Below are 25552 nucleotides of genomic sequence, written 5' to 3'. Positions count from 1 at the left end.
GTTCAGTTGGCCCAGGAACAGGCCCGGCGCATCAGAAACCGGAAACCCAGATCGATCATCAGACCGATCAGCCCGATCACAATCAGACCGACGAAGATCTCATCAGTACGCAGGAATCGCTGGGCCAGACTGATGCGTTTGCCCAGGCCCTCGTTGGCGGCCACCAGTTCGGCGACGATGACGAGGTTCCAGGCCGACGCCATGTTGATGCGGTAGGTGTCGAGCACCTGGGGGGCGATGTAAGGGGCTACCACCCGGGTCAGGATCGGCAGGCCCCGGCCCCCCAGGGTGAGGGCCGTTTCCACCAGTTCGGAGGGAACGAACTTCACCGCATCCATGATCATCAGGGTGTTGAAGAAGAAGGTGCCGATGAAGATGAGCATCACCTTCGGCAACTCCTCGAGACCGAAATAGATGATCAGCAGGGGGATGAAAGCGGGCGCCGGCATGTAGCGGATCAGCGCCATCAGGGGTTCCAGAAAGTGGCAGATGGTGCGGTTCGTGCCCATGGCGATGCCGATCGGAAGGGCCAGACCTGCCGAGATGGCGAAGCCGATGAACACCCGCTGGATGCTGGCCACCGCATCCGCCACCAGGATGCCGCGCTGGAACTGGTCGCTGCCCGCCAGCCACACCGCTCCGGGGCTCGGCAGGAAGAGTTTGTCGACCATGCCGCTGGCGGTGACCAGCCACCACATCAGGAAGACGGTGAGGATGCCGAGCACCCCCAGAACCCAGGGGTGGCGGAGGAAGCGGCGCAGGGCGGGGGACCGGGCCATGGTGCTCAACGGGCGTTGTCGACGAACTGGGAATTCAGCAGGTTGGTGAGGTCAGGCTTGGTCTTGGCCAGGCCCGTCTCCACCAGGAAGGCGCTGATCTGCTCGGCGGCGTAGGGCAGCGACAGCATCGTGGTGCCCAGCTTGAAGTTGCTGCGGTTCTCCTCGAGGGTCTGGATGGTGGTGCCGGCGTTGTACTCATTGAACTCGGCTTCGCTGACACCGGAACGCTCCACCAGGATCGGCAGGGTGCCGGCCGGGTCGTCCTTGATTGTGGTGAGCGTGGCGAACCAGGCGTTGACGATCTTCTGGACCTTCTCGGGATTCTTGGCGACGAACTCCGTGCGACAGACGAGCAGATCGCTGATCGCTCCTGGGTGATCCTTGGAGGTGGCCAGGGCCCGGCTGCCCGGCCGTTTCAGGGCCTGGGTGGTGAAAGGGGCATAGACGCCGGCGGCGTCCACCTTGCCGGCCGCGAAGGCGGCGGCGGCGGCGCCGGTTTCGAGGGGAACGAAGGTGATGTCCTTGGCGGAGAGACCCGCATCCTTGAGCACCTTCAGCAGCAGGAAGTGGTCAACGGTGCCTTCCTCGGCGGCGACCTTCTTGCCCTTGAGATCGGGGATCGACTTGATCTCGGCTGCGGCGATGATCTGATCATTGCCCGTGGAGAAATCGTTCTGGAGCACCACCTGAAGATCCGCTCCTCCCGCCACCGAACTGATCGTGTCGTTGAGGGTCTGGCTGTTGCAGTCCAGCTGGCCGGCGTTGAGGGCGTTGATCGAATCCAGGTAGCCGTCGAACCATTGCATTGAGACCGCCACCCCCTGCTTGTCGAATAGCCCCGTGACCTCGGTGACTTTCCAAGGAAACCAGCCCGGCCAGGCGCTGTAGCCGATCTTGACGGGCGTCTCCTGGCTGGCCGGTTGCTGGCAACCGGCCAGCAATCCTCCCCCGAGGGCGGCCATCAGGGCGAGGGCGATGGCCCGGCGTTGACGACGGAAAAAGGTGGTTTTCAACATCAGGGGAATCGGGGAAAGGATGGTGGCGGCGCCACTGGGGTGAGTCGCTTTTCTGCGGGCGCCCGGATGGGCGCGGGGCTCCGTTCCCTGGGGTTGGGCGGTGCAGGGAGCCCCCGGTGGAGAGGGTCAGAAAAACTCCAGATAACGCTGCTGTTCCCATTCGGAAACTGCCGAGTGGTAGGACTCCCACTCTTCACGTTTGTAGGAGATAAAGGCCTGGAACATGGCATCACCGAATACGCTTTCGGCAAGTGGATCCGCCGCGAAGGCCTCCACCGCCTCACCGAGGGTTCGGGGCAACATGTTCAGGCCACGATCGGCCCGTTCCGCGGCGCTGAGTGTGTAGGCATTCACCAGGTTGGGGGCGCCGGGATCCAGTTCTTCCCGGATCCCTTCCAACCCGGCCGCCAGCATCAAGGCACCGCCGAGATAGGGGTTGCAGGAGATGTCGGCTGCCCGGCATTCCACCCGGCCACCGGGAGAGGGAATGCGCAGCATGTTGGTGCGGTTGTTGTTGCCGTAGCAGACGAACACCGGTGCCCAGGTGAATCCCGACATGCTCCCCTGGGCGACCAGGCGCTTGTAGCTGTTGACCGTCGGGGCGATCACCGCGCAGATGGCGGGGGCGTGGCGGAGCACACCGGCGATGAAGTGCTCCGCCAGCCTGGTGACCTCTCCGGGGGTCGCCTCGGGCGTGGCGAACAGGTTCACCCCGGTCTGAAGGTCCGCCAGGGACATGTTGAAGTGGGCGCCGCTGCCGGTGCGGTCCCCGAAGGGCTTGGGCATGAAGGTCGCCAGCAGACCGTGCCGATGGGCGATCTCCTTGGCCATGAGCTTGAAGAAGGTGAGCCGGTCGGCCATGGTGAGGACGTCGGCGTAGTCGAAATCGGTCTCGAACTGGCCGGGGCCGTCCTCGTGGTCGAAGGAGTAGACCCCCCAGCCCAGGCCATTCATCGCCTGCACCAGTTCGTCGAGCCAGGGCAGGTTGTCGAGCAGGCCGCGCACGTCGTAGGCGGGCTTGTCGAGGGTGTCGCGGTCGCTGAAGGGAACCCAGCCGCCGGCTGCCCCCTTCTTCAGCACGAAGAACTCGGTCTCGATGCCGAGATTGAAGCGGAAGCCCATGGTGGCTGCCTCCTGCCGCACCCGGCCGAGGATGTGGCGGCTGCAGGCGTCGAAGGGCCGGCCATGGAGATGCAGGTCGCTGGCGAACCAGGCCACCTCCGGCTGCCACGGGAGCACGGTGACGCTGGCGGGATCGGGGACGGCGGCCACCTCGTCGTCGCTCACCTCCTGGGGAACGCCGTCGAGGGCCGCCCCGGTGAACAGTTCGGAGCCGGCCATCATCTGGCCGAGGTGCTCGAGGGGCACGGCCTTGGCTTTGCTCACCCCGTGCAGGTCCACGAAGCTCGCCAGGGCGTAGCGGACCCCCTTCGAACGCAGGTCGGCCTGCAGGGCCGTGGTGGGGTCGGAGGCGGGATGCTGGTGACTCATCAGGCGTGCAGCAGGGCGGGGGAGGTCTGGACGGCCTGGCGCTGGGCGTCGAGCCAGTCGTGCCAGGCCTCGAAGCCCTCTCCGGTGGTGGCGGACAGGCGGAACACGGCGGTGCGGGGGTTGACCTGGCGGATGTGGGCCTCAATCCGCTCCACATCCACCGGCAGGTGGGGCAGCAGATCCACCTTGGTGATCAGCACGCAGTCGGCTTCCCGGAACATGACCGGGTACTTGAGGGGCTTGTCGTCCCCCTCGGTGACACTCAGCAGCGCCACCTTGCGGTGCTCACCGATGGCGAATTCGGCGGGGCAGACCAGGTTGCCCACGTTCTCCACCCAGAGGATGTCCAGGGCGGCGGGATCGAGCCGCTGGCGGAGCAGCTTCAGTCCACCGCTGACCATGGCGGCATCCAGGTGGCAGGCGCGACCGGTGGTGATCGGCACCACCGGAATCCCCACGGCCTCCAGCCGCTCGGCGTCGAGCAGGGTGGTCATGTCGCCTTCGAGCACGGCCATGGCCCAGCGCCCGGCGAGGGCGGCGAGGCTGCGCTCCAGCAGGGAGGTCTTGCCGGCGCCGGGGCTGCTCATCACGTTGAGGCAGAGCAGATTCCAGGCGTCGAAGTGCTCGCGGTTGTGCTCGGCCCGGTGCTGGTTGGCCGCCAGCAGGTTGAGGCCGAGGCTGTCTTCGAGGGGCATGTGCATGGCGGATCAGCGGGCGGCGGTGGGGCGCGAAGCGGTGGGTGGAGCGGTATCGAAGCCGTAGGCGACGGAGCGGATCCGCAGTTCGCGGCCGCTGACGATCTCCTCCATCGGGTGGTGGCAGCAGGGGGAGCGGAAGCCGTCGGCGGGATCGGGGCTGTAGGTGGCCTGGCAGCGGACGCAGCGCCCCACCAGGGGCACCGACTCGATCACCAGCTCGGCGCCGTCGAGCCAGCTGCCCCTGACGGCATCGGCCCAGGTGACCACCAGCTGGTCGGGTTCGACGCAGGTGAAGGTGCCCACCTCGAGGTGGACCCGATTCACCGCCGGCACCTGGGGAGCGTGCTGCTGCTTCCACTCGTTCATGGACAGCAGCAGGCAGCGCGTCATGTCGACTTCATGCATGCCCTATCTCCAGGCGCGGTCGACCTGCATGTTGCAGTCCCTGGAGAGCCAGGCGGGGGCTGACTTCCGGGGCAGCTGGCCGCTCACCACCAGGTGGGCCATGGTGTCGCAGATGACCCGGGTGGCCATCAGGGAGGTCATGTCGCTGATGTCGTAGGGCGGGGAGACCTCCACCACCTCCAGGCCGCAGACCGGAACGTTGCGCACGATCAGCTCCAGCAGCTTGAGGGCTTCCCGCGGCAGCAGACCGCCGGGCTCGGGCCAGCCGGTGCCCGGCACGAAACCGGCATCGATGCAGTCGATGTCGAAGGAGATGTAGACGCAGTCGGTGCCGTCGGTGGCCCGTTCGATGGCGTACCTGGCCGCCGCCTCCAGGCCCATGTCGCAGATGTCGGTGACGGTGAGCACGTTGGTGCCCCGCTCGCGGCAGACCTTCACCCCTTCCCGCGGCACCTGCCAGCCACCGATGCCCAGCTGCACCAGGTTCTCGGCCGGGGCGTTGGCCATGTTGGTGGCATGGAACCACGGGGTGGTGTGCATGCGCTCGTCGAGGTCGCTCTCCTGGGTGTCGACGTGGCGGTCGAAGTGGATGATGCCCACCTTCTTGTCGCCGAGATGGCGGCAGACGCCCCGGACGGTGGGGAAGCCGATCGAGTGGTCGCCGCCCAGGATGATCGGGAAGGCGCCGCTGGCGAACACGTGGGCGATGCCCTTGGAGATCTGATCGAAGCTCTTCTCGTTGTTGGCGGGGATGGTGAAGATGTCACCCACGTCGCAGAGGGTGATCTGCTCGCGCAGGTCAACCCCCATCTCGTAGTTGTAGGGGGTGTAGAGGGCCGAGATGCGCCGGATGCCCTGGGGGCCGAAGCGGGTGCCGGGCCGGTAGGTGGTGCCGCTGTCGTGGGGGACGCCCACCACGGCCACGTCGAACTCGCCGACGCGGTTCACGTCCTCGATGTAGGGCGCCTTCATGAAGGTGTTGATGCCCGCGAAGTGCGGCAGCTCCCCGCGGGAGAAGGTGGAGATGCGCCGGTCGACGATGCTCTCGGCCGCCTCCAGGCCGTAGCGGTGCCCCTGGTCGACCTCCTGCTGCCAGCCGGTGAGGGGCAGGGAGGCTTCCTTCTCCAGGGCCCGGGCCCCTTCACTGCCGGCCGGGTGGCGGCCCCGGTCGAAGGCGTCGGCCGCATCGGACGGGCGGCCGCTGGACGGATCGTTCATTCGGACCTCTGGGCACGGTGGGGATGGGGCGGTCTCCCGGGCTTTTGTCCCTCCGTGCCACGCACCGGTGAGAACAGGGTCCTCAAGCTCCGGTGGGTGCGCTTCTCTCGGACCAGCCATCCCTCAGCTGCCGGCAAGGCCAGCAATGCGAGACCGGAACCCTAGAAGCAATTTCCGCCTTGGGATCTTGCAGGTCCCCGGGCGAGACGGTTGTGACGGTTGCTACGGGATCGGGACGGTGGCGTCAGGAAGGACAGGGAAGACCGGCCGCCTTGCGGTTGGTCTCGCGGCGCAGCAGCAGAAAGAGATAGTCCGGGTCCTTGTACTGGCTCGGCAGACACTGGTGCAGCTGCTCGAGCCGGTGCCAGCAGACCGTGCGCTGGATCTTCTTCAGGGTTCGACCTTCCCGGACCAGCAGGCGCAGGGCCTTGCAGTACATCGAATAGTTGGCCTCCAGTTCACCGATGGTGACTGTCGGGATCGTGACCTTCGGCAGGGACGCTGGAAGCGATCGGGCGGTCATCGGCCATCCTTCGGGGCAGGCCCCGCAGAGATACGTCCACTGTCGTCCATCGGCGGCCTGGGCGCGCCCCCCATCCGGGGACATTCCCGGGCCGGTCGCCTCCCGGCCGGGGGCGAGCGTCATGGGGGTTCCCTGACCAGGCAGGCGCCGGGGGGTGGCGCCCCTTCCGATTCAGTTAAGATTTGGTCAGCAGACGAATGCCCGGCATGTACGAAGACCATCCCGTGATGAACGCGCTGCTGCAGCAGCTCCGCTCCCTCAACGAGCAGTACAGTGACTCCCCCAACGAACTCAATCGCTACCGCGTCGTCCGCCAGGAGCAGCTGATCGCCCAGTGGGCCCCAGGTGTCAGCGTCGCCGGCTGAGTCCTCCCCCCCCCTGTTGATGCCTCCCCCGTGAGGTGATGAATAAGAACCACCCCGTCTACCACTCCCTCATCGCCAGGCTGGAGAGTCTGAGAGAGCAGTACCGGCAGCATCCCAGCGAGCGGAACCGTTACCGGCTGGTGCGGCAGGAGCAGCTGATCGCCCAGTGGGTGGCCGCCTCCGACCTCCCGACCCCTCTCTCCGCTCCGGTGGGCGGCGCGCCGGCACCGGCGCCAACATGAAGAAAATCTCTTGCTTTGCTGTCGGGTGTCCCTTGTTGCTCTCGGGCTCCCTTTGATCGGCTATTCCGTAGACAGCACACCCCTGTCGGCGGTACCGGCAAAGCTATGGGCAAAGGTATGGGCAAGAAGCACAAGAGTGGTCTCAAGATCAAGACCCTGAAGATCAAGTCGCCGAAGAAGAAGGACTCCGGAGGCGAGCACCGGTCGGCCAGCGCCTATGGGAACGGCCTGGCCTCCTCCGGTGTGAGTGAGTCGGATCTCTACAGGCCCTCGCCGATTCTCGACGACCTCTCCGAGAATTCCGAGGGACGCCCCCCCAAGCTGGATCGCAAGTTCTACGAAAAGGAGCTGGCGCGGCTCCAGGTGGAGCTGGTGAAGATGCAGTACTGGGTGAAGCATGTGGGTTACCGCATCATCCTGCTGTTCGAGGGCCGGGATGCCGCCGGCAAGGGCGGCACCATCAAGCGCATCACTGAACCGCTCAACCCCAGGGGCTGCAACGTGGTGGCTCTGGGCACCCCCTCCGACCAGCAGAAGACCCAGTGGTATTTCCAGCGCTATGTCGAGAACTTCCCCTCCGCCGGCGAAATCGTCCTGTTCGACCGCAGCTGGTACAACCGGGCCGGTGTCGAGAAGGTGATGGGCTTCTGCGCGCCCGAGCAGGTGGATGAATTCATGCTCTCCTGTCCGGAGTTCGAGCGCATGCTGGTGCGCAGTGGCATCACCTTGATCAAGTACTGGTTCTCCGTCAGCGATGACGAGCAGGAGGCCCGGTTCCGCTCCCGCCTGGAGGATCCGGCCCGCCGCTGGAAGCTGAGCCCGATGGACCTGGAATCCCGGGACCGCTGGGTGGAGTTCTCCCGGGCCAAGGATGAGATGTTCGCCCACACCAACATCCCGGAGGCCCCCTGGTTCACCGTCGAGGCCAATGACAAGCGCCGGGCCAGGCTCAACTGCATCCGCCATCTGCTCAGCAAGGTCCCCTACGAGGACATGACCCCGAAGGCGATCGAACTGCCCCCCCGCAAGAGCGGAGCCAACTACCAGCGTCCGCCGATGAACGAGCAGTTCTTCGTGCCCAACGCCTATCCCTGAACCCCCACCACCAGCCAGCGGCGGCCCCCGAGCGGCTCCAGCCAGATCAGCACCACCAGCCAGTGGATCAGCACCGGTGGCCAGATGGACCCGGTGAGCTGGTAGGCGATCACACAGGTCAGCCCCAGCAGGCCGGCCAGGAGCAGGAAGCGGCCGTCGTCGAAGAGCTGCCGGCCCTGGCGGTACCAGAGCCGGCCCGCCAGTGGATGCCAGGCCACGAAGAGCCCCACGCTCAGGGCCCCCCAGGCGACGGTGTCCGCCATGCCCAGCCCCTCCAGGGGATGGGGCAGCAGGGCGCCCCGGAACAGGGTCTCCTCGACCAGGGCCGGGGACAGCAGCAGGGCCGGGGCCCGGCGCAGCAGCAGCCATGGTCGTACCCCTGGATAGGGCGCCGGCAGGAAGCCGCTGCGGCGCCCCAGGGGCAGGGCGATGGCGGCGTAGGCCCCCAGCAGCAGGGCCGTCAGCGCCAGGCCGGCTGCGCCGAGGGGCGTGAAGAAGGCATCCATCAGCCGGGGCAGGGCCAGCCCCACCATGGGCAGCTGACCGAGCAGCTGGGTCGGCGCCAGGGGGGCTAGGCGCCGGTCGGCACCGGGGAGCTGGTTGGTGCGCAGGACATGCAGCGGGTCCCCGTGGCGCAGGAACACCCGGGCCATCTCGTCGTGGGCGCGGCGGGGCAGCATCGAGCGCCAGCTCAGCAGCCCATCCCAGAGGCTGGGGCTGGCCCGGAAGCGGTCCGGTGCATCGCCAGGGCGGTCCATCAGCGAGGCGTTGTGGCGCCAGTCGGCGCGCACCATGCCGAAGGGGGTGAGCAGGGCATCGAGGGAGCGGGCCAGGGAGGCGAGCCGGGGCAGCTCGGTGCCGTCGAGCTCGCGGCGGCGGCGGCGCAGCTGGTCGATGGCGATCCAGAGGGCCTGGCTGGAATCCTGCACGCAGGAGATGGCTGGGGACACCAGCGAGACGCCGCCGCCATCGCCGCTGCGGTAACGGGCCATCAGCACTTCCGCCTGGATCGCCAGTTCCTCCAGCAGCAGGGGGTCGGTGCGCACCAGCACGTCCGAGATCGGCCGCGTCCCGAGCCAGCCCCGCTGCAGGTTGCCGGTGTAGGCGCTCCAGTCCTGGCTGCCCGAGACGATGCCGTTGGGATTGTTGGCGTAGATCTGGTGGTAGCGCAGGTCGAAGCGGGGCTCCCCGGTGAAGGGATCGCTCACGACCCGGGCGGCACCGAAGGCGAAATGGCCCGTCACCGTGAAGCCGCTGATCGGCTCGCCATCGGGCCCGCCGATGCCGCCGAAGTTGTGGATCAGCAGGGAACGGTCGCCGGGTTGCCAGGGGGCGTGCTCCCCATCGGGATCAAGGCCCACCCGGCTGAAGCGGCCGCGCCGGGTCTGGCCGTCGCTCCAGTTGACCCGACTGATCGCGTTGAGGCCGACGGCGGTGCCCTGCAGAACCCGGTCGCTCTCCAGACGGGTGAGGTGGCGGGGTTCCAGCGCCTGGGCGGTGAAGGTCCCGTCCCTGTCCGGGGCGCCGTAGAGATACCAGCCGTCCCTGCCCACGGGGGACTCCAACAGTCCCTGGGGGTCGAAGAAGCGCCGGCCATGGCGATCGGGGGGCTGGCGGGGCAGTCGCACCGTCTGGATCGGGCCGACGAAGTCTCCCTGCTCCCGGTCGTAGTGCTGCACCTGGAAGCGCTCCGGCTCGGCAGGGTCACGGGAGAGCAGCTGCACCAGAGCCACCCAGCGGCCCGTGCTCTGTAAGGGCGGGCGACCGATCCGGAGCACGGTGCCCCCATCCCGCCGCTCGACGCGTACCTCCTCGAGCGCCACGGTGATGTCGTCGTGGGGATGGGCCCCCGCCAGGGTCTGCAGCGGCCCGACGTTGTTGCGGCCGTCGAGGCGGGTGGGCACCACATTGCCCTGCTGCGTCGCCAGCCGGGCCTGCTCCCCGAGCCGCACCGGCGTGCTCACCTTGCCCACCAGGGCCCGCAGGATCGGCTCGTCCTGCCAGCCCAGTCGCAGGCGCTGGCCGACCAGGGCTTCGTGGCCCGCCGGGGCCTGCTCCAGCTCCAGCCACACCCAGTCGCCGCCGCCTGCGGCCATCTCGGCTGCTGCCGGAAGGATCAGGCGACCGAACCAGTCGCCGTGGGGGCGGTAGAGGGCCGGATCCGGCCGCCGTGCCAGGGGATAGTGCTCCGGGCGGTTGAAGGAGGCGCGCCAGGCCAGGTCGTAGCTGGTGGGCGGTGGCGGGGCCGCCGCGCCCAGGGCACCCCGGGCCAGGGGCAGAACCAGCAGCAGCATGGCCATGGCGGCCGCCAGGAGCACCAGCCGGAGGCGGCGGTCGGGGCGGGACCGCCCGGGCTCGACAGGAGTCGGTGGCATCGGGGGCCTAACCGCCGCTTTCCCGGTGGATCGCCAGGGCCGCGAGCACGCCGCCGGCGAAACCGGAGGCATGGCCGATCCAGCTCACCCCCGGGGGACTCAGGAACGGCAGCAGGCTGGGCAGCGCCCCCCCGTAGGCGACCAGCGCGGTGAGCGACAACAGAATCGAAAGGGGGCGGCGCTCCAGCCAGCCGATCAGCAGCAGGTAGCCCAGCAGTCCGTAGATCACGCCAGAAAGGCCGTGGCTGGCCTGGTGCCAGAACAGCCAGACCGGGATGGCCGTGGCGTAGACCCCCAGCCACACCGCCAGGTAGTCGCCCCGGCTCTTGGCCAGCACCAGCCAGGACAGGGGCAGGAACCAGAGGCTGTTGCTGATCAGGTGACCGAAGCCTCCATGGCTGAAGGGGGCGGTGAGCACCCCGAGGAAAGGGCCCCCCGGCACCATCGCCAGGTTCCAGCGGCCTCCGAAGAAGATCTGGTCGATGATCTCCTGGGCCCAGGGCACCGCCAGGATCAGCACCGGCAGCACGGCCATGCCCTTGAGACGGGACAGGCTGCGGTCGAGCCGCTGGGCAAGGGAACCGGCCATGGCCGCAGGCGAACGGGCAGTGCGTGTCGGCCTGTCCTAGCTCCCCAGCGGACCGCTCAGCAGCCACCACCACAGCGGAACCGAGACCAGGGCCAGGGCGGTGCTCCAGAGCACCAGCGTCGCCACCGCCTCGACCGCCTGCCGCCCCCCGGCTTCGGGGGACGGCCGCTGCCCGGTGCCGGCCGCTTCCGTGAGCAGCAGCACCGAGAGGGCCGTGGGGGCCGCCGCCTGCAGCACCACCGCGTCCCGTAAGGGGGAGGGCAGCCCCAGCAGGACGGCGAGCAGCAGCATGGCCGCCGGGAGCACCAGCAGCTTGCCCACCAGGGGCGCCACCAGGGCCGAACCCCCGGCGGGGCCGGCCGTGCCCGCCGGGCGGCGCCGCAGCATCAGGCCCAGCCGCATCCCCACCAGGGCCAGGGCCACCAGCACCACCAGCCGGGCCGGCCACCACAGCCACTGGGCCAGTACCGCGCTCCAGGGGGTCAGGTGCAGGAGCACGGCCAGCGCCAGACCCCGCATGGCCGGGCTGGTGGCCAGCACCTGCAGCTGGCGGCGCACGCCGCTGGCGCGCCGGTCCACCAGCAGCGGACCGAGGCTCCAGGTGATCAGCGTGGCCATCAGATCGAAGGCGATCGTGAAGCCGATGGCCTCGGCGGGAAGCAGGGCCAGGGCCACGGGCAGCCCCCAGTAGGCGGTGTTACCCACGACGCAGCCCAGTTGCAGGCTGCCCTCAGGGATGCACCGGCCCAGGGCCGGCAGGCGCAGCAGCACCAGGCCCAGGCCCGAGGCGGCCGCCGCCATCAGGGCCGCCGTGAGCAGCTCGACCTGGAAGCCCGACCGCAGCAGCAGGGCCACCAGGCTGATGGGGATGCCCCAGGTGATCAGCGGCGGGGCGAGCCGTCCGGGCAGTCCGTGGAACCGCATCCCCAGCAGCAGGCCGACACCCAGGGGCGGGACCAGTTCGAGCAGGAACCGCAGCACCAGCCCCCCACCGCACCCCTGGCGTACCCACCATGGCGGCCCCCGGTCTGCGGCGCTGCCTAGGGTCGTCGCTTCCCCAGGTGCCCAGGTCTTCGATGCAATCCCCCATGCGCTCCGGTGCCGACAATGGCTTCGGCGGCCTCTGGCAGCTGGTCTTCGCCGCCGTGCTGGGGGGCTTGGTGCTGCTCACCCAGACGGTGTTCATCGTGCCGGCGGGCAGCGTGGCTGTGGTGACCACCCTCGGCAAGGTCACCGGCGCGCCGCGGCAGCCGGGGGCCAACCTCAAGATCCCCCTGGCCCAGAACACCTCGCTCTTCGATGTCCGCACCCAGGTGCGGCCGGAGCAGTTCTCCACCCTTACCAAGGACCTGCAGGTGATCCAGGCCACGGCCACGGTGAAGTACGCCATGAAACCCGCCGAGGCGGGCCGCATCTACGAAACGATCGCCACCGACGACCAGCAGATCTATCCGCGGGTGATCCAGCCCTCCCTGCTGAAGGCCCTCAAGTCGGTGTTTTCCCAGTACGAACTGGTGACAATCGCGACCGAGTGGAACTCCATCTCCGAACTGGTGCAGGAGAAGGTGGCCGAGGAGCTGCGCAAGTTCGACTACGTGACCGTGCAGGGTCTGGATCTGACGGGGCTGCAGATCGCTGAGGAGTACCGCGCCGCCATCGAGCAGAAGCAGATCGCCGAGCAGCAGCTGCTGCGGGCCCAGACGGAGGTGCTGATCGCCGAGCAGGAGGCCAAGCGCTACCAGACCCTCAACTCCAGCCTCGACGACCAGGTGCTCTACAAGCTGTTCCTCGATAAGTGGGACGGGCAGACCTCGGTGGTGCCGGCCCTGCCGGGGGCCGCCGGGGGCAGCGGCAGCCCTGTGATCGTCAACGGCCGCCGCTGAGCGGGACAGCCAATGCACGAGGCGATTCTCGATGTGGATCTGCTGGCCTTCGAGCGGGGCGACGGCAGGGCCCGCGACGCCGTGGTCGATGGGGTGAGGCGCAGCCTGGCCAGCGGCTTCGTCTACACCAGCAGCGACCTGCCCGTCGACCTGCTGGACACCGCCTACGCGCTCCTGCAGCGGTTCTTCGCCCTCGAGGCCGACACCAAGCGGCGCTTCCGGGCGCCCGGCTCCAGCGGCCAGACGGGATACACGGAGGTGCTGGTGGAGACGGCCGCGGGCAGCGATCATCCGGACTGGAAGGAGATGCTGAACTGGTCGGAGCCGCTGCCGCCCGGGCATCCCCTGCGGCTCCGCTTCCCGTCGTTCTACCCCGAGCAGGTCCTGCCGGAGGCGGCCGTTCCCGGCATCACCGCCGTGCTGGGGGAGTTCCACCGGGCGATCGCCGATCTCCAGCGCCGCTTTCTGCGGGTGATCGCCGTGGGCATGGGCTGCGCCGAGGGCTTCTTCGAGGAGATGGTGCGTGAGGCCCCCACCCTCACCCGGGCCCTGCGCTATCCCCCCATGGCCCAGTCTCCGGCGCAGGGCCACGTGTGGGCGGCGGCCCATGGGGACATCAATCTGATCACCGCCCTGCCGAGGGCCACCGGGCCGGGGCTGCAGGTGCGCGTGGCCGGGGAATGGGTGGAGGCCGCCCCGCCGGAGGGGCGGGTGATCATCAACACGGGGCTGATGCTGGAGCGTCTTTCCAACGGCCGCATCCCCACCGGCTGGCATCGGGTGGTGGCGCCGCCGGGGGCTACCGGCGAGCGCCACAGCGTCGTGCAGTTCTGCCATGCCCGGCCCTGGACGGTCCTGGCGCCTGTGCCCTCCTGCTGCGGCCCGGATCAGCCGCAGCGTTACAGCGCCATCTCCGCTGCAGATGCCCTCGAGGAGGTGCTGTACCGCATCAATCTGCTCGAGAACTGAGCATCCGCTGGCGAGGATAGCGGTCGTTCAGAAGTCCGTCGTCACCCATGAGTTCGACGATCCAGGGTGCCGGGATTCTCTCGATGTCGCCGGTGTCGATGTTGAGCACCCGGGCGAAATCCGCCGCCGTAGGGCCGCTGAGCTCGCAGATCCGGCCGATGAACCACGGCCTGCCGGCCATGGCGACGACGGCCAAGTGCCCGGCCCGAGCCTCCCGGAAGCGCTGGGGGTTGGCCCGCCGCAGCGGGGCCACCGCAGGATCGATCTGGCCGGGTGCCATGGCAGACCTCTGGTACACCTGTACTGTAGCTGGATCGCTCTGGCGCGGCAGCGGTCTGCGGGAGCCCCATAGGCTGGGCCCACCCAGAGGTGGAATCCGTGGACGAAGGCAGCAGGCAGGAACCCGGAACGGATCTGGGCGACACGGATCTGGTCGCCAGGGTCGCGGGCGGGCAGCCGTTTCTGTACGAGCCCCTGGAGCGGTTCGGGGAGGGCCTCACCACCTCCCGCCCCTGGAATCGGTCCGCCCTGGCCGGGGTCGAGCGACTCAACGGGCGGGTGGCGATGATCGGTTTCCTGGCGGCTCTGATCGGCGAGGCGTTCACCGGCAGGGGGATTGTCGGTCAACTGGGCCTGATGCTGCGCTGGCTGCTGGGCTGAGCCCGTGCGTCAGGCCCACGGCCCGATCGGTGGCCGGGAGGAGGTTCAACCCAGGCAGGCGACAACCGCGGGGTCGACTCGGCGGCCACGGAACCTGCGCTTTTGGTTGGTGTCCTTTTGATCGCGTGCGTTTCGATGGCATTTCGTTACAGGTACGTGCAACGATTGCCTCACCCATTCGGAAGGTTTGCCGCCATCGATTTGCGGTAGAATCGCTATCTCCACCGATCAGCGCGTCTAACGCTCGAGTCACCACTGCCCAGCCCTGGCTGTCTCGCACGGCACGGGTCGGGCGGCTTCCTTGACGTGCTCCCAGGCTTGTCCGACGCCGAAACGATGCCGATGGATATTCGCGACCGTTCTCTTTACATCCTGATGATCAGCATCCATGGCCTGATCCGGGGGGAGAATCTGGAATTGGGCCGTGACGCCGATACCGGAGGGCAGACGAAATACGTGGTGGAGCTCACCAGGGCCCTGGCCCGTCAATCAGGCGTTGCCCATGTGGATCTGGTCACTCGAAGCATCCGGGATCCCGAGGTCTCAGCGGATTACGCCAGGCCCGTTGAGCCTCTTGACAGCAAGGCTCGCATCATTCGCATCGCTGCCGGACCGGATCTCTACCTCCCCAAGGAAGAGCTCTGGGGCCATCTCGATGCCTTCACCGATGAGCTTCATTCCTGGCTCCGTCGCCAGCCGCGTCGACCCGATGTGCTGCACAGCCATTATGCCGATGCAGGCTATGTCGGCGTCCGCCTCTCCCACCTCACCGGCCTCCCCCTCGTGCACACGGGCCACTCCCTGGGTCGGGACAAGCTGCGGAGGCTTCTGGCCCTGGGATTGCCGGTGGAAGAGATTCAACAGCGCTACCGAATGGCTGAACGGATCAGTGCCGAAGAGGATGTGCTGAACAGTGCCAACCTTGTGATCACAAGTACGCATAATGAGATTGAAGACCAATATGAGCTCTACGATTGCTACACCCCGGAGAAAATGTCGGTCATTCCTCCGGGAACCGATCTGAATCAGTTCCATCCCCCCGACCCCGGAAATGGCCCTGTCGCCTTTGCCAGCACCCTTGGCAAGTATCTCCGGGAACCCGATAAACCCATGATTCTGGCTCTCTCAAGACCAGATAAACGCAAGAACATCGTTTCTCTTCTGGAAGCCTATGGGACATCGGAACGCCTCAGGGAGCTCGCAAACCTTGTCATCATTGCCGGCAATCGCAATGACATCCGTGAACTCCAGGAAGGCGCCCAGAACGTCCTCACGGAGTTGCTTTTGGTCATGGACTGCCATGAGCTCAGTGGTCTGGTGGCCCTGCCCAAGCACCATTCCCCCAGCGATGTGGCCGACATCTATCGGTTGGCTGCCTCCTCGAAGGGTGTGTTTGTCAACCCGGCCCTCACCGAACCCTTCGGGCTCACGCTTCTGGAAGCGGCGGCCAGCGGACTGCCTCTTGTGGCCACGGAGGTCGGCGGGCCCGTCGACATCATCGGGAACTGCAGAAACGGCCTGCTGATTGATCCCCTTGACGAGACCTCCATCACCAGAGCGCTGCTGAAGATTCTTGAGGATGGGGAGTTATGGTCCACGTTCTCCCGCAATGGATTGGTGAATGTCGCCAAGTTTTATTCGTGGGAAGCCCATGCCAGTAACTATCTCGAACGGCTGGCAAATCTCGTCCTCCAGACTCGCGCCAAGGCGCGTCCGGCTCCTCTTTCGAAGGCCCCGGCGGTCCAGACCCGCACTCGCGCGATCTTCACGGCCATCGACAACACCCTGCTGGGCGATCCTGAGGCTCTTGCTCAGTTTGTGAAGCTGATCCGGGAACACCACCGCAGGGTCCTGTTCGGCATTGCGACCGGACGACGGCTGAACTCCGTTCTCAAGCTCCTGAAGGTGCATGCAATCCCGATGCCCGATGTCCTGATCACAAGCCTTGGCACGGAGATCTACACCCCACCCCAACTGACCACGGACATCGCCTGGACCCACCACATCGACCATCTGTGGACCCCCCAGGTCCTGCATCGCCTCATGGACTCCCTGCCTGGCCTGACCCTGCAGGAGAAGGAGCACCAGAGCCGTTTCAAGCTTTCCTATTACTACGATGATCATCAGGCGCCTCCCCTCGAGGAGATACTCACGCTCGTGCGTCAGCATGAACTGTCCGCCCACACCAGTCTCTCCTTCGGGCAGTTCCTCGACTTCGTTCCCGCCCGCGCTTCCAAGGGCCAGGCCCTTCGGTACGTGGCCAACCGGTGGAACATTCCCCTCGGGAAGGTCCTGGTGAACGGAGGCTCCCGCGGTGATGAGGACATGCTCCGGGGCAACACGCTGGGCGTGGTCGTGGACAGTCCCCATCGTGATGAGCTCGACCAGCTCAACGACACCGAGCGGGTGTACTTTTCCGAGGGATCGCATGCAGCCGGCATTCTTGAGGCGATCGATCACTATGGATTTTTCCGCTGATGTCGCAGCTCGTCGCCACCCGTTGATGCCACCTCTCCTGATCTGCACGGACCTGGACCGGACCCTGCTGCCCAACGGCGATGCCACCGAATCGGTGGGTGCCCGGCCGGCCTTCGCCCAGCTGGTCTCGCGGCCGCAGACGCGTTTGGCCTACGTCAGTGGCCGACATCTGGCTTTGGTGGAGGAGGCGATCCTCGACTATGGACTCCCTGAACCTGATTGGATCATCGGCGATGTGGGCAGTTCCATCTACGCCAGGCAGACCGATGGCTGGTCCCCTCTGGAGGTGTGGTTCAGGCACATCTCGCCGGACTGGCAAAGATCTGGTTGGTCTGATCTGGCGATGGCGCTGTCCGGAGTGTCCGGTTTGACCCTGCAGCCTGAAAGCAGGCAGAACTCCCATAAGCTCAGTTTTTTCGTCCCACTGGATGCCGATCTTCCTAGCCTGACCCGGGACATCCAGGCTCGCCTGCAGGAACGCGATGTCGCCGTCTGTCTTGTCCACAGTGTCGATGAAGCGGCCGCCATCGGCCTGCTGGATATCCTTCCCCAGCGGGCGGGCAAGCTTCGGGCGATCGAGTTTCTGATGCGCGAGCAGGGATTGTCCTATCAGCAGACGATCTTTGCCGGTGACAGTGGCAATGACCTGTCCGTTCTGACCAGTTCGCTGCCAGCCGTGCTGGTCGCCAATGCCCACCCCGATGTGGCGGCACAGGCCGTGGCGGAATCCGCGCGCATGGGCACCCAGGATCGTCTGTATCTGGCCAGGGGTGGGTTCCTGGGGATGAATGGCAACTACAGTTCGGGCATTCTTGAAGGAATCGGCCACTTTCATGCCGATGCCGTCCGGGAGCTGGAGTGACCGGATGCAGGCACCCTGTCCGATCACCGTTTTCGGCGAAGTCCTGTTGGATTGTTTCCCCGATGCCACCGAGGTCCTCGGCGGGGCCCCCTTCAACGTGGCCTGGCACCTCAGGGGTTTCGGCCAGTCTCCCCGACTCGTCAGCCGGGTCGGCAGGGACGCCAGGGGCGAGCGGATCCGCTCCGCCATGGGGGACTGGGGCCTGGATGGCTCCGCTCTGCAGACTGACCCGATCCATGCCACCGGCCGGGTGAGCGTCACCCTTGTGAATGGCGAGCCCACGTATGAGATTGTTTCGGGCTGCGCCTACGACTTCATCGAACCGCCCAAGCCTGGCATGGTCCCGGCCTCGGGGATTCTGTATCACGGCACCCTGGCCGTTCGCCATCCCCCGTCGGCGGCGGCGCTGGCCAGCCTGAAGTCGCGCCATCAGGGGTCGATCGTCCTGGATGTGAACCTGCGCCCACCCTGGTGGTCGCTCGAGACGGTTCTGCCTCTGGTGGATGCGGCCCACCACGTGAAGCTCAATGCCGCGGAGCTGGCCCTGCTGACCCCGGACGCGTCTCCCGAGGACGATCGGCACGCCCTGGCCGCCTCCATGCACCCTTTTGCCGAGCGCCACCGGCTGGAGACACTGGTGGTCACCCGTGGTGCCCTCGGTGCCCTGCTCTGGCGTGGCGGTGAGATCGTTTCCGTCCCCGCCGCCGCCGCTGTCCCTGTCGTCGATACCGTGGGTGCGGGGGATGGGTTCGCCGCCGTCCTGCTGCTGGGGCTCAGCCAGCAGTGGCCTTGGGCCGAGACCCTCGCCCGTGCCGGGGATTTCGCCGCGGCCCTGGTGTCACAGCGCGGTGCCACCATCGATGACCCATCGGTCTATGGGCAGTTTCTGACGTCATGGGGGGGTGGCTGATCCGATGTACGAACAGATCTCCCACTCCCTTTTGAACTCGATCCTGGATGACCTGCGCCCGGAGATCCGGCGCCAGGACCTGCGTCACTTCTACACCAGGCTGGGTGCCAACTTCTACGCCATCCATTCGTTGTTCGTCACCCTCTATGGCCATCGTGACGACTTCAAGTTCCAGCTTCTGCGTCTGGTAGAAACCATGGCACGAGGCTATATCGATCGCTCCCCCGAACTTGAGTCTCTTGATATCGCAAGGGAGAATGACTACAACTGGTTCCTCTCCCAGAAGTGGGTTGGGATGGCCATTTACTCTAATGGTTTCGCGGAGAACCTTCCTGATCTGATCACCAAGATTGCCTACTTCCAGGAGCTGGGCATCAACATGGTGCATATCCTTCCGATCCTGATGTGCCCATCTGGTAAGAGCGACGGTGGCTATGCGATCAGTGACTTCCGTCGCATTGATGCCAGGGTGGGCACGCTTGATGATCTGCGCAGGATTGCCGACGAGTTCAGGAAGCGTGAGATTCTGCTTGTGCTGGATATCGTGCTGAACCACACATCGGATGAACACGAGTGGGCCCAGCGTGCGATAGCTGGTGAACAGCATTATCAGGATTATTACCACGTCTTTGACGACAGGGATATTCCCGATGTCTTCGAGCAGAGCATGCCGGAGGTCTTCCCCGAGAGCGATCCCGGCAACTTCACCTGGAATGGGGAGATGGGGAAATGGGTCATGACGGTCTTCCACGAGTACCAGTGGGACCTCAACTACTCCAACCCTGCGGTGTTCATCGAGATGCTCGATGTGCTGCTGTTCTGGGCCAACCAGGGCGTCGATGTTCTGCGGCTCGATGCCGTTGCCTTCCTCTGGAAGAAGCTCGGTACCACCTGCCAGAACGAACGCAAGGCCCACCTCATCCTGCAGTTGATGAAGGACTGCTGCCAGGTGACCGCGCCGGGTGTCCTGTTCATCGCCGAGGCCATCGTGGCCCCCACCGAGATCACCAAATACTTCGGCGAAGACGCCATCGTGGCGAAGGAATGCGAGATTGCCTACAACGCCACCCTGATGGCCTTGCTCTGGGATGCCGTGGCCACCCGCAACACCCGGCTCCTCTGCCAGGGCCTCAAGAGCCTGCCCAGCAAGCTGGAGCGGGCCACCTGGCTGAACTACGTCCGCTGCCATGACGACATCGGCTTCGGTTTCGATGACAGTGACATCGAGCAGGTCGGCTACGACCCCCGCGCCCACCGGCGCTTTCTGATCGACTACTTCAAGGGGGATTTCGATGCGATCCCTCGCGGGCTCACCTTCATGCCCAACGACACCACGGGCGATGCCCGCATCTGCGGGTCCCTGGCCTCCCTTGTCGGTCTGGAGTCGGCCCTCGAATCGAAGGATCAGCCACTGATTGCAACCGCCATCAGCCGTATCCTGCTGATGCATGGAGTCATTCTGTCGTTCGGGGGCATCCCGCTCATTTATAACGGCGACGCCTTGGGCGTGTTGAATGACTACAGCTTCTACGACGACCCCAGCAAGTGCAACGACACCCGCTGGGTGCATCGCCCGAAGATCGACTGGGCCAGGGCAGAGCTCAGGCGGAAGCAGGGAACCGTGGAACATACAATCTTTTCGGCGATCAAGAAGATGATCGCGATCCGCAAGGAGATTTCAGCCTTTGCCGATTTCAATAATCGTCAGATCCTGGCTCTCGAGAATGACCATCTGCTGGCGTTCGTGCGCACCAATCACCTGCGGCCATCGGACCTGGTGCTGGTGGTGGCCAACTTCAACGACCAGCCCCGGTTCTTCGATCTCGACAGCCTGGTGCCGCCGGTCTTGAGCAGCCACGATGGGCTGGTGGATCTGCACTCGGGCCGCCGGCCGTCCCAGTCCGGCAGCCGCATCGTGCTGCAGGCTTACCAGTTCTACTGGCTGACCAAGACCTGAGCGCCCGACCTTCCCACCGCCCGACGCTTCCCCTGCCCATGCGCGTCGTCACCCCGGTTCTGCTGGCCCTGCTGCTGGTTTCGGCGGCGCTTGCGGTCACCGTGTCGGTGCAGCCGGCGCCCACCGGCCTTCCCACTGGGACCTCCGCTGCCGCGTCGTCCCCGGATGCGACGCCAGCCTCGCCGCCGGAGTCTTCGCCGCCACAGCCGCCCCCGCGGGTCTACCCCCGGCTTCCGAGGGACCCTGCCGCCATCGCCTCCCAGCTGGCCGCCGTGGAGGCAGCCCTGCGGGCCCCCGATACCCCGACCGGGCTCCTGGGCGAGCTGGGGCATCGCCAGCAAGTCACCTATCGCCGGCTCGCCGCCGATCCGGCCCTGGCCGCCCGGGTCCGGAGCTTCCTGCCCGTCGGCTGGCAGGGGGTGATGGACCGCCACCTGGCGGCCCGTCGGGAGTTTCTGGCCATGCACCGGGGGGGGCGGCGTCCGGCCGTCGTGCCCGCCTGGCGGATCATCTCCCCGCAGCCCGCCGCCGACCTGCTGCGGTACTACCGGGAGGCGTCCGCCGCCACCGGCATCCCCTGGGAGGTCCTTGCCGCCATCAACCTGGTCGAAACGGGCATGGGCCGCATCGATGGCGTTTCCGTCGCCGACGCCCGCGGCCCGATGCAGTTCCTTCCCACCACCTGGGCCCAGCCCGGCATCGGCAAGGGCGACATCCGCGATCCCGAAGACGCGATCCACGCCGCCGCTCGCTACCTGGTGCGGCGCGGGGGCCTGCGGGACATTCGCCGGGGGCTGTGGGGCTACAACAACAGCCGGCATTACGTCCGGGCTGTGCTGCTCTACGCCGAGCTGCTGCGCATGGATCCCCAGGCCTTCACCGGCCTCTACCACTGGGAGATCCATTACGCCTCTTCTGCCGGCGACCTCTGGCTGCCGGTGGGCTATAGCCAGAGCCGCCCCCTGGCAGTCGCCACCTACCTGGAGCGTTTCCCCGCCTCGGCCCCTCCGGGACCCTGAGCCTCCTGCCAGCATGGAACCCCGTCGTGCTCCGGATGGCCCAGCTGCCGATGATGACCCAGCTGCAAGCGATCAACATCGCCAAGGTGACCACGATTGTGGCGCTGCTGGTGCCTGCCCTGGTGCTGGGGCTGGAGTCGGAACGGGTCGCGATCTACCTCGCCCTCCACATCAGCTATTGCCTCTGGTGGCTGCTGGAGGAGGTGCTGTTTCCCTGGCGCACCACCCAGCTCTTCACCGAGGTGGTTCGGCCGCTGCAGGCCGTCGCGGTGGTGCTTTACGTCGGGGTGTTCTATGCGGTGCCGGGCTGGCTGGCCATGGCCAATCCGGCGCCCATCGGCCCGCTGACGATCGCCCTCGGGCTCAGCCTCTACATCTTCGGATCGCTGCTGAACACAGCGGCCGATGTGCAGAAGGGCACCGCCAAGGTCCTGGGGGCCACCCTGGTGGCGGACGGGGCCTGGCGCCGCGTCCGCCATGTCAACTACCTCGGCGACCTGCTCCGCTACAGCAGCTTTGCGGTGATCGCCGGTTCCCCGTGGGCCTGGCTGCTCCCCGCCTCCGTGCTGGCGCTCTACCTGCCCCGCATGATCCGCAAGGAAGCGTCCATGGCCGAGCGCTATCCCGCTTTTGAGGCCTATCGCCAGAGCAGCTGGTGGCTGCTGCCGGGGCTCGTCTAGCACTGCAGTTGCCGTGGGCCAGACCACGGATGGGTAGCCTCAGCCGAGGCCCCTGCCGAGCAGGACATCCCTGGCGCCATTGACCGCCTGCATGGTGGCGTGGCGCCCGCCGCGGTCCGGGTGATGCTCGGCGGCGGCCCTCTTCCAGGCCGCGGTCACATCGGATTCCCGGAGCCGGCCCGCCAGGGCCAGGCCGAGGCGGGCCCTGGCCTCAATGGCCTCCAGGCTGGGGCTCCGGCCCAGGGGGCCGTGATCGGCGGCGGACAGTCCCGTGCCCTTCTTGCGGCGCCCCTTAGTGCCGGAGGCCTTGCCCTGGCCGCGGGGGCGTGACGCAGCAAAACCCTTGCCGAGCGGCTCATCGCTCCTGTCCGAGGGAGCGTTGTCGTGCTGATCCGGCCGCAAGGAGACCAGGGTCAGACGGGGGTCCAGCAGGGTGCGAGCCATGGGTTCAGGTGCCTGCCCGACCGTTGCGTTGAGGGATTGCGTTGATGAGGGTGGTCGCGACTCAGGCCGCGATGTCGAGGCCGGGGGCCGGATCGATGCTCAGTTCGGCGAGCAGGTCGCTCGACAGCTGATCCACGGCGAGGAGATCGCTGGTGAGCAGATCGGTGGCCACGCTGTCGGTTGCCGCCGCATCGGCCATCTCGGGAGCCACCATCGCTGCGGGGGCCTGGTTGTGGCCGCCGGCCATCGCCGGTGCGAGAAAGGCCATGGCCAGACCCACCATCAGGGCGAAGAGGAAGGTAAGGGCTCGCATGGGCGATGGAGAGAATCTCCACAGTCCTAACACCGCTCCGTCCCTGACGCTCCCAGGAGGAGAAGATGGCCCCATGGAGCGCAGCGAAACCTCCCCCGCCCCGGCCATCGCCTACGCGGGATTCTGGATCCGCGCGGCGGCCTCGCTGATCGATTCGCTGCTGATGCTGATCATCACGGCCCCCCTGCCGCTCCTCCTCTATGTCGTGGCCGACGAGACGGCGGTGCTGGTTGTCAGCACGGTGGTGTCGGCCCTGGTGGTGATCCTGTTCTGGCGCTGGAAGCAGGGCACGCCCGGCAAGCTGATGCTGCGGTTGAGAATCGTCGATGCCGGAACCGGAGGCGAACCAGGCCTGCGCCAGTGGTGCCTGCGCTACGTGGGGTATGTCATCTCCACCCTGCCCCTGCTCCTGGGCTTCTTCTGGGCGGCCTGGGATCCCCGTCGCCAGGGCTGGCACGACAAGCTTGCCGGCACGGTGGTGATCCGTGTCCCACGCCGGACCGTCCCGCCCCCGAAGCGCGCGACGGGGGGCGCGACCGGGGCCGGGAACGCTGGGGCTGGACCCCCTGACCCCCATCGCCTGCGGCCATGACAGCTCCCTCCCGCGATCCCCTGGATGAGGCCATCGCCGCCCGCCGGGCCCAGGACCCCCTGGTGGGGGCCCGCATGGGTGCCGAAGAGATCAGCCGCCGGCTCCTCAAGGCCATGGCGTCCGAGCGGGGAGTGCACGTGGAATCGCTGCTGGCGGTGTGCGGTGCCCTGGCGGGCCAGGCCTGCCAGGCCGGGGTGCGGGCCCGCTCCCGGGCGGCCGGCCGGGCGGAGCTCGCGGGGCTGCATGTGGTCGGAACTGGGGACGGGGGCTCTTACCTGGTGGGCGAGGGGCTGGTCCAGGCCCTGTTCAACGATCCTTACTCCACCTGGGGTCTGGCCGCCGGCGCTGCCCAGCAGGCGGGCTGCACGTCCCTGCCGGACCCGACGGCCCTGTGGCGGCACGGGATCGAACGCCTCGGCCAGGGGGACTTCGGAGTGCCCCAGGTGCCCGACGCCCACCAGCCGTCGCCGGAATCCCTGCAGTCGCTGCCCAGCCTCTGGCCGGCCCTGCTGCCGCTGGCGCAGCGGTTCTGCCCCGAAGCGGTGGAGTGGCCGATCCTGTTCGGCCTGGTGGCCCAGAAGGCGATCACCATGGGCCAGGAGGTGATCGACCCCTGCCTGGCGCTGCGCATTGTGATGGACACCGCCGTCGCCAGCGCCATGGTGGTTCTGCCCCAGAGCCAGGAGCCCGCCACCGGTCCTTGACGGGGCCGGGCGCCACGGCCATCGCCGTCCTGACATCCCTGTCTTGGCAGCGGCGGCCGGGGGCGTTACCAAGGCCTGCACGCTCCCTTGCAGCAGGCGGATGGATTCCCGCTTCCGACGGTTTCTGACGGCGTTGGTCCTGCCCTGGCTATTGCCCCTGTCCCTGGGACCCCGTCCCCTTTTCGCGATGGGGGAGCCGCCGCCCCGGCCGGCGGAGATTCCCCTGGAGGTGCCGGTGGGCGACCTGGGCCAGAACGACCGTTTGCCGGAACCGTTGCGGTCCCGCTACCGGCCGGCCCCGGTGGGGGTGTTTCCCGTGCACCAGGCCGGGGCCCTGGGCTATCCCCTCGCTCTTCAGCCCACCGAGCAGGCCCCGTTCGGCTGGCGGCTGGCCGACGCGCGCAACGCCTGGCGCATGCACACCGGCCTCGATCTGATTGCTCCGGAGGGAACCCCGGTGTTCGCCGTGCTGCCCGGCAACGTGCGGCTGGTGGATGAGGTGGGTGGCTATGGCCTGCTGGTGGTTATCGACCATGGCCTCGGCTGGCAGAGCCTGTACGCCCATCTGCTGGATGTGTCGGTTCTGCCCGGGGAGAGCCTGGTGGCGGGCCAGCCCATCGGCCGGGTCGGCAGCAGCGGCTCGGCCACCACGGCCCATCTGCACTTCGAGTGGCGCCAGCTGCGCCAGGGGCGACTGGTGGCGGTGGATCCCTCCCCGCTGCTGCAGCCGATCGGCACGGGCGCCTCCGTGGCGGGCCGGGCGCCCTTGCCGCCGCTGCCCTGAGCCAGGCTGCCGGCGGGGCTCGCCGTCAGGGGCGGTCCGGATCCAGCGGCAGGCCCTTCAGGGCCAGGGCCAGGCGCCGCGCTGCCAGCAGCAGAGGGTACAGCCGGCGGCTCCGGGACGGCGCATGGAACAGCGGAACCAGCAGCTGCAGCAGGGGATCACTGGGCCGCATCAGGATGCAGAGCTGCCGCACCGCTTCTGCCCCGTGCCAGGCCTGCTCGCCCTGGAGCAGGACCGCCCCCTGGGCCAGCGGCAGGCCCCGCGCCAGCAGGGCGCCGCGCAGGGCCGCGTCGGCCCGCCCGTCGACGATCTGCAGATGGGGAATCCCGCCGCGCAGTTCGCTGCTCAGGGCGAAATGACGGCAGAACGGACAGCCTCCGTCGTAGACGAGCCGCAGGCTCTGCGGGGTGTTGGGCCCAAGGAGCTGTGGGGTCAGATCGGGGGTTGGGGATGGGGGGGCGCCCATCGCTGCAGGGGAGATCAAGGGCGGGCGGCCGCGGC

Annotated in this window: 29 protein-coding genes and 1 riboswitch; of the genes, 15 read left to right on the top strand and 14 right to left on the bottom strand. The window is 67.3% G+C overall.

The genetic code is table 11. The features are described from left to right. Positions 1-2: 2 nt before the first annotated feature. The 7 genes from CYAGR_RS04690 to CYAGR_RS04660 all read right to left on the bottom strand — a co-directional run bounded on the left by CYAGR_RS04690 (position 3) and on the right by CYAGR_RS04660 (position 6253). On the bottom strand, positions 3-779 hold the full coding sequence (locus CYAGR_RS04690) for an ABC transporter permease (protein WP_015108633.1): 777 nt from the start codon (positions 777-779) through the stop codon (positions 3-5). A gap of 5 nt (positions 780-784) precedes the next feature. Further along, on the bottom strand, positions 785-1795 hold the full coding sequence (locus tag CYAGR_RS04685; protein ID WP_015108632.1) for an ABC transporter substrate-binding protein: 1011 nt from the start codon (positions 1793-1795) through the stop codon (positions 785-787). 126 nt (positions 1796-1921) lie between these two features. Then, positions 1922-3286, bottom strand: coding sequence for a type III glutamate--ammonia ligase (gene glnT, locus CYAGR_RS04680; protein ID WP_015108631.1), 1365 nt, complete (start codon positions 3284-3286; stop codon positions 1922-1924). Further along, positions 3286-3987 (bottom strand): hydrogenase nickel incorporation protein HypB, encoded by a 702-nt coding sequence (hypB, locus tag CYAGR_RS04675; RefSeq protein WP_015108630.1) that lies wholly within the window; start codon positions 3985-3987, stop codon positions 3286-3288. The genes glnT and hypB overlap by 1 nt, the downstream gene beginning before the upstream one ends. Positions 3988-3993: 6 nt before the next feature. After that, entirely contained in the window at positions 3994-4389 is a 396-nt protein-coding gene (locus CYAGR_RS04670; protein WP_015108629.1) for a hydrogenase maturation nickel metallochaperone HypA/HybF, read from the bottom strand. 3 nt (positions 4390-4392) lie between these two features. After that, positions 4393-5607 (bottom strand): agmatinase, encoded by a 1215-nt coding sequence (gene speB, locus CYAGR_RS04665; RefSeq protein ID WP_015108628.1) that lies wholly within the window; start codon positions 5605-5607, stop codon positions 4393-4395. Between the two features lie 31 nt (positions 5608-5638). Continuing rightward, a riboswitch (guanidine-I (ykkC/yxkD leader) is annotated at positions 5639-5783 on the bottom strand. A gap of 68 nt (positions 5784-5851) precedes the next feature. Beyond that, positions 5852-6253 (bottom strand): DUF3136 domain-containing protein, encoded by a 402-nt coding sequence (locus CYAGR_RS04660; RefSeq protein WP_342662073.1) that lies wholly within the window; start codon positions 6251-6253, stop codon positions 5852-5854. A 104-nt stretch (positions 6254-6357) separates the two neighbouring features. On the opposite strand from CYAGR_RS04660, the gene CYAGR_RS18150 reads away from it, so the two are divergent. The 3 genes from CYAGR_RS18150 to ppk2 all read left to right on the top strand — a co-directional run bounded on the left by CYAGR_RS18150 (position 6358) and on the right by ppk2 (position 7832). Continuing rightward, the gene (locus CYAGR_RS18150) at positions 6358-6495 is read left to right on the top strand and encodes a hypothetical protein (RefSeq protein WP_156818385.1); all 138 of its coding nucleotides are present in this window, start codon (positions 6358-6360) and stop codon (positions 6493-6495) included. Positions 6496-6533: 38 nt separating this feature from the next. Continuing rightward, the gene (locus CYAGR_RS04655) at positions 6534-6737 is read left to right on the top strand and encodes a hypothetical protein (protein WP_015108625.1); all 204 of its coding nucleotides are present in this window, start codon (positions 6534-6536) and stop codon (positions 6735-6737) included. Between the two features lie 105 nt (positions 6738-6842). After that, the gene (gene ppk2, locus CYAGR_RS04650; protein WP_015108624.1) at positions 6843-7832 is read left to right on the top strand and encodes a polyphosphate kinase 2; all 990 of its coding nucleotides are present in this window, start codon (positions 6843-6845) and stop codon (positions 7830-7832) included. Here ppk2 and CYAGR_RS04645 read toward each other — a convergent pair. Genes CYAGR_RS04645 through CYAGR_RS04635 form a run of 3 tightly spaced genes read right to left on the bottom strand, consistent with a single transcriptional unit; the run spans position 7823 to position 11777 of the window. Next, positions 7823-10207, bottom strand: a complete 2385-nt coding sequence (locus CYAGR_RS04645) for a CPBP family glutamic-type intramembrane protease (protein ID WP_015108623.1) — start codon at positions 10205-10207, stop codon at positions 7823-7825. The two genes, ppk2 and CYAGR_RS04645, sit on opposite strands and share 10 nt — an antisense overlap. A 7-nt stretch (positions 10208-10214) precedes the next feature. Next, positions 10215-10796, bottom strand: a complete 582-nt coding sequence (locus tag CYAGR_RS04640; protein WP_015108622.1) for a rhomboid family intramembrane serine protease — start codon at positions 10794-10796, stop codon at positions 10215-10217. Positions 10797-10832: 36 nt separating this feature from the next. Beyond that, complete coding sequence (locus CYAGR_RS04635) at positions 10833-11777, bottom strand: AEC family transporter (RefSeq protein ID WP_015108621.1); 945 nt, start codon at positions 11775-11777, stop codon at positions 10833-10835. A gap of 95 nt (positions 11778-11872) precedes the next feature. On the opposite strand from CYAGR_RS04635, the gene CYAGR_RS04630 reads away from it, so the two are divergent. Together CYAGR_RS04630 and CYAGR_RS04625 are read left to right on the top strand one after the other, a co-directional pair. Next, positions 11873-12679, top strand: a complete 807-nt coding sequence (locus CYAGR_RS04630; RefSeq protein WP_156818547.1) for a prohibitin family protein — start codon at positions 11873-11875, stop codon at positions 12677-12679. Positions 12680-12691: 12 nt separating this feature from the next. After that, positions 12692-13648 carry an isopenicillin N synthase family dioxygenase gene (locus tag CYAGR_RS04625; RefSeq protein WP_015108619.1) on the top strand — a complete coding sequence of 319 codons (957 nt, stop codon included), beginning with the start codon at positions 12692-12694 and terminating at the stop codon, positions 13646-13648. On the opposite strand, the gene CYAGR_RS04620 is transcribed toward CYAGR_RS04625, so the two are convergent. Then, the gene (locus tag CYAGR_RS04620) at positions 13629-13928 is read right to left on the bottom strand and encodes a hypothetical protein (RefSeq protein ID WP_015108618.1); all 300 of its coding nucleotides are present in this window, start codon (positions 13926-13928) and stop codon (positions 13629-13631) included. The genes CYAGR_RS04625 and CYAGR_RS04620 overlap by 20 nt on opposite strands. Positions 13929-14077: 149 nt before the next feature. Between CYAGR_RS04620 and CYAGR_RS04615 the strand changes: the two genes are divergently transcribed. From CYAGR_RS04615 to CYAGR_RS04585, 7 genes are all read left to right on the top strand, one after another. Continuing rightward, positions 14078-14308, top strand: coding sequence for a chlorophyll a/b-binding protein (locus CYAGR_RS04615; RefSeq protein ID WP_043326463.1), 231 nt, complete (start codon positions 14078-14080; stop codon positions 14306-14308). 318 nt (positions 14309-14626) lie between these two features. Continuing rightward, positions 14627-16786: an HAD-IIB family hydrolase gene (locus CYAGR_RS04610; RefSeq protein ID WP_245552605.1), complete on the top strand. Its 2160-nt coding sequence runs from the start codon at positions 14627-14629 to the stop codon at positions 16784-16786. Positions 16787-16811: 25 nt separating this feature from the next. Beyond that, the gene (locus CYAGR_RS04605) at positions 16812-17648 is read left to right on the top strand and encodes an HAD-IIB family hydrolase (RefSeq protein ID WP_015108615.1); all 837 of its coding nucleotides are present in this window, start codon (positions 16812-16814) and stop codon (positions 17646-17648) included. A 4-nt stretch (positions 17649-17652) separates the two neighbouring features. Then, positions 17653-18558, top strand: coding sequence for a carbohydrate kinase family protein (locus tag CYAGR_RS04600; RefSeq protein WP_043325437.1), 906 nt, complete (start codon positions 17653-17655; stop codon positions 18556-18558). A 4-nt stretch (positions 18559-18562) separates the two neighbouring features. Then, on the top strand, positions 18563-20515 hold the full coding sequence (locus CYAGR_RS04595) for an alpha-amylase family glycosyl hydrolase (RefSeq protein ID WP_015108613.1): 1953 nt from the start codon (positions 18563-18565) through the stop codon (positions 20513-20515). A 38-nt stretch (positions 20516-20553) separates the two neighbouring features. Then, positions 20554-21534, top strand: coding sequence for a lytic transglycosylase domain-containing protein (locus tag CYAGR_RS04590; RefSeq protein WP_015108612.1), 981 nt, complete (start codon positions 20554-20556; stop codon positions 21532-21534). Between the two features lie 53 nt (positions 21535-21587). Continuing rightward, the gene (locus CYAGR_RS04585) at positions 21588-22214 is read left to right on the top strand and encodes a methyltransferase family protein (RefSeq protein WP_245552604.1); all 627 of its coding nucleotides are present in this window, start codon (positions 21588-21590) and stop codon (positions 22212-22214) included. 39 nt (positions 22215-22253) lie between these two features. Here the strand turns inward: CYAGR_RS04585 and CYAGR_RS17645 are convergent, their stop codons facing one another. After that, positions 22254-22658, bottom strand: a complete 405-nt coding sequence (locus tag CYAGR_RS17645; protein ID WP_015108610.1) for a hypothetical protein — start codon at positions 22656-22658, stop codon at positions 22254-22256. Positions 22659-22719: 61 nt separating this feature from the next. After that, positions 22720-22971, bottom strand: a complete 252-nt coding sequence (locus CYAGR_RS04575; protein WP_015108609.1) for a hypothetical protein — start codon at positions 22969-22971, stop codon at positions 22720-22722. A gap of 73 nt (positions 22972-23044) precedes the next feature. On the opposite strand from CYAGR_RS04575, the gene CYAGR_RS04570 reads away from it, so the two are divergent. The 3 genes from CYAGR_RS04570 to CYAGR_RS04560 all read left to right on the top strand — a co-directional run bounded on the left by CYAGR_RS04570 (position 23045) and on the right by CYAGR_RS04560 (position 25051). After that, the gene (locus CYAGR_RS04570) at positions 23045-23563 is read left to right on the top strand and encodes an RDD family protein (protein WP_015108608.1); all 519 of its coding nucleotides are present in this window, start codon (positions 23045-23047) and stop codon (positions 23561-23563) included. After that, positions 23560-24267 (top strand): hypothetical protein, encoded by a 708-nt coding sequence (locus CYAGR_RS04565; protein WP_015108607.1) that lies wholly within the window; start codon positions 23560-23562, stop codon positions 24265-24267. Before CYAGR_RS04570 ends, CYAGR_RS04565 begins: the two co-directional genes overlap by 4 nt. Positions 24268-24367: 100 nt before the next feature. Next, positions 24368-25051: a M23 family metallopeptidase gene (locus tag CYAGR_RS04560; RefSeq protein WP_015108606.1), complete on the top strand. Its 684-nt coding sequence runs from the start codon at positions 24368-24370 to the stop codon at positions 25049-25051. Between the two features lie 25 nt (positions 25052-25076). On the opposite strand, the gene CYAGR_RS04555 is transcribed toward CYAGR_RS04560, so the two are convergent. Next, a complete protein-coding gene (locus CYAGR_RS04555; RefSeq protein WP_015108605.1) occupies positions 25077-25517 on the bottom strand; it encodes a DCC1-like thiol-disulfide oxidoreductase family protein in 441 nt (146 codons plus the stop codon). Between the last annotated feature and the right edge of the window lie 35 nt (positions 25518-25552).

The organism is Cyanobium gracile PCC 6307, from assembly GCF_000316515.1.
GTDB lineage: Bacteria > Cyanobacteriota > Cyanobacteriia > PCC-6307 > Cyanobiaceae > Cyanobium > Cyanobium gracile.
The sequence above is the reverse complement of the archived record's forward strand: the minus strand, read 5'-3'. Positions and strand labels throughout refer to the sequence as shown.

What these genes read in the sequence shown, in the direction of transcription:
- CYAGR_RS04690 (WP_015108633.1), bottom strand. Translation starts at nt 779, where the DNA reads ATGGCCCGGTCCCCCGCCCTGCGCCGCTTCCTCCGCCACCCCTGGGTT.
- CYAGR_RS04685 (WP_015108632.1), bottom strand. Translation starts at nt 1,795, where the DNA reads ATGTTGAAAACCACCTTTTTCCGTCGTCAACGCCGGGCCATCGCCCTC.
- glnT (WP_015108631.1), bottom strand. Translation starts at nt 3,286, where the DNA reads ATGAGTCACCAGCATCCCGCCTCCGACCCCACCACGGCCCTGCAGGCC.
- hypB (WP_015108630.1), bottom strand. Translation starts at nt 3,987, where the DNA reads ATGCACATGCCCCTCGAAGACAGCCTCGGCCTCAACCTGCTGGCGGCC.
- CYAGR_RS04670 (WP_015108629.1), bottom strand. Translation starts at nt 4,389, where the DNA reads ATGCATGAAGTCGACATGACGCGCTGCCTGCTGCTGTCCATGAACGAG.
- speB (WP_015108628.1), bottom strand. Translation starts at nt 5,607, where the DNA reads ATGAACGATCCGTCCAGCGGCCGCCCGTCCGATGCGGCCGACGCCTTC.
- CYAGR_RS04660 (WP_342662073.1), bottom strand. Translation starts at nt 6,253, where the DNA reads ATGACGCTCGCCCCCGGCCGGGAGGCGACCGGCCCGGGAATGTCCCCG.
- CYAGR_RS18150 (WP_156818385.1), top strand. Translation starts at nt 6,358, where the DNA reads ATGAACGCGCTGCTGCAGCAGCTCCGCTCCCTCAACGAGCAGTACAGT.
- CYAGR_RS04655 (WP_015108625.1), top strand. Translation starts at nt 6,534, where the DNA reads ATGAATAAGAACCACCCCGTCTACCACTCCCTCATCGCCAGGCTGGAG.
- ppk2 (WP_015108624.1), top strand. Translation starts at nt 6,843, where the DNA reads ATGGGCAAAGGTATGGGCAAGAAGCACAAGAGTGGTCTCAAGATCAAG.
- CYAGR_RS04645 (WP_015108623.1), bottom strand. Translation starts at nt 10,207, where the DNA reads ATGCCACCGACTCCTGTCGAGCCCGGGCGGTCCCGCCCCGACCGCCGC.
- CYAGR_RS04640 (WP_015108622.1), bottom strand. Translation starts at nt 10,796, where the DNA reads ATGGCCGGTTCCCTTGCCCAGCGGCTCGACCGCAGCCTGTCCCGTCTC.
- CYAGR_RS04630 (WP_156818547.1), top strand. Translation starts at nt 11,873, where the DNA reads ATGCAATCCCCCATGCGCTCCGGTGCCGACAATGGCTTCGGCGGCCTC.
- CYAGR_RS04625 (WP_015108619.1), top strand. Translation starts at nt 12,692, where the DNA reads ATGCACGAGGCGATTCTCGATGTGGATCTGCTGGCCTTCGAGCGGGGC.
- CYAGR_RS04620 (WP_015108618.1), bottom strand. Translation starts at nt 13,928, where the DNA reads ATGGCACCCGGCCAGATCGATCCTGCGGTGGCCCCGCTGCGGCGGGCC.
- CYAGR_RS04605 (WP_015108615.1), top strand. Translation starts at nt 16,812, where the DNA reads ATGCCACCTCTCCTGATCTGCACGGACCTGGACCGGACCCTGCTGCCC.
- CYAGR_RS04600 (WP_043325437.1), top strand. Translation starts at nt 17,653, where the DNA reads ATGCAGGCACCCTGTCCGATCACCGTTTTCGGCGAAGTCCTGTTGGAT.
- CYAGR_RS04595 (WP_015108613.1), top strand. Translation starts at nt 18,563, where the DNA reads ATGTACGAACAGATCTCCCACTCCCTTTTGAACTCGATCCTGGATGAC.
- CYAGR_RS04590 (WP_015108612.1), top strand. Translation starts at nt 20,554, where the DNA reads ATGCGCGTCGTCACCCCGGTTCTGCTGGCCCTGCTGCTGGTTTCGGCG.
- CYAGR_RS04585 (WP_245552604.1), top strand. Translation starts at nt 21,588, where the DNA reads ATGACCCAGCTGCAAGCGATCAACATCGCCAAGGTGACCACGATTGTG.
- CYAGR_RS17645 (WP_015108610.1), bottom strand. Translation starts at nt 22,658, where the DNA reads ATGGCTCGCACCCTGCTGGACCCCCGTCTGACCCTGGTCTCCTTGCGG.
- CYAGR_RS04575 (WP_015108609.1), bottom strand. Translation starts at nt 22,971, where the DNA reads ATGCGAGCCCTTACCTTCCTCTTCGCCCTGATGGTGGGTCTGGCCATG.
- CYAGR_RS04570 (WP_015108608.1), top strand. Translation starts at nt 23,045, where the DNA reads ATGGAGCGCAGCGAAACCTCCCCCGCCCCGGCCATCGCCTACGCGGGA.
- CYAGR_RS04565 (WP_015108607.1), top strand. Translation starts at nt 23,560, where the DNA reads ATGACAGCTCCCTCCCGCGATCCCCTGGATGAGGCCATCGCCGCCCGC.
- CYAGR_RS04560 (WP_015108606.1), top strand. Translation starts at nt 24,368, where the DNA reads ATGGATTCCCGCTTCCGACGGTTTCTGACGGCGTTGGTCCTGCCCTGG.
- CYAGR_RS04555 (WP_015108605.1), bottom strand. Translation starts at nt 25,517, where the DNA reads ATGGGCGCCCCCCCATCCCCAACCCCCGATCTGACCCCACAGCTCCTT.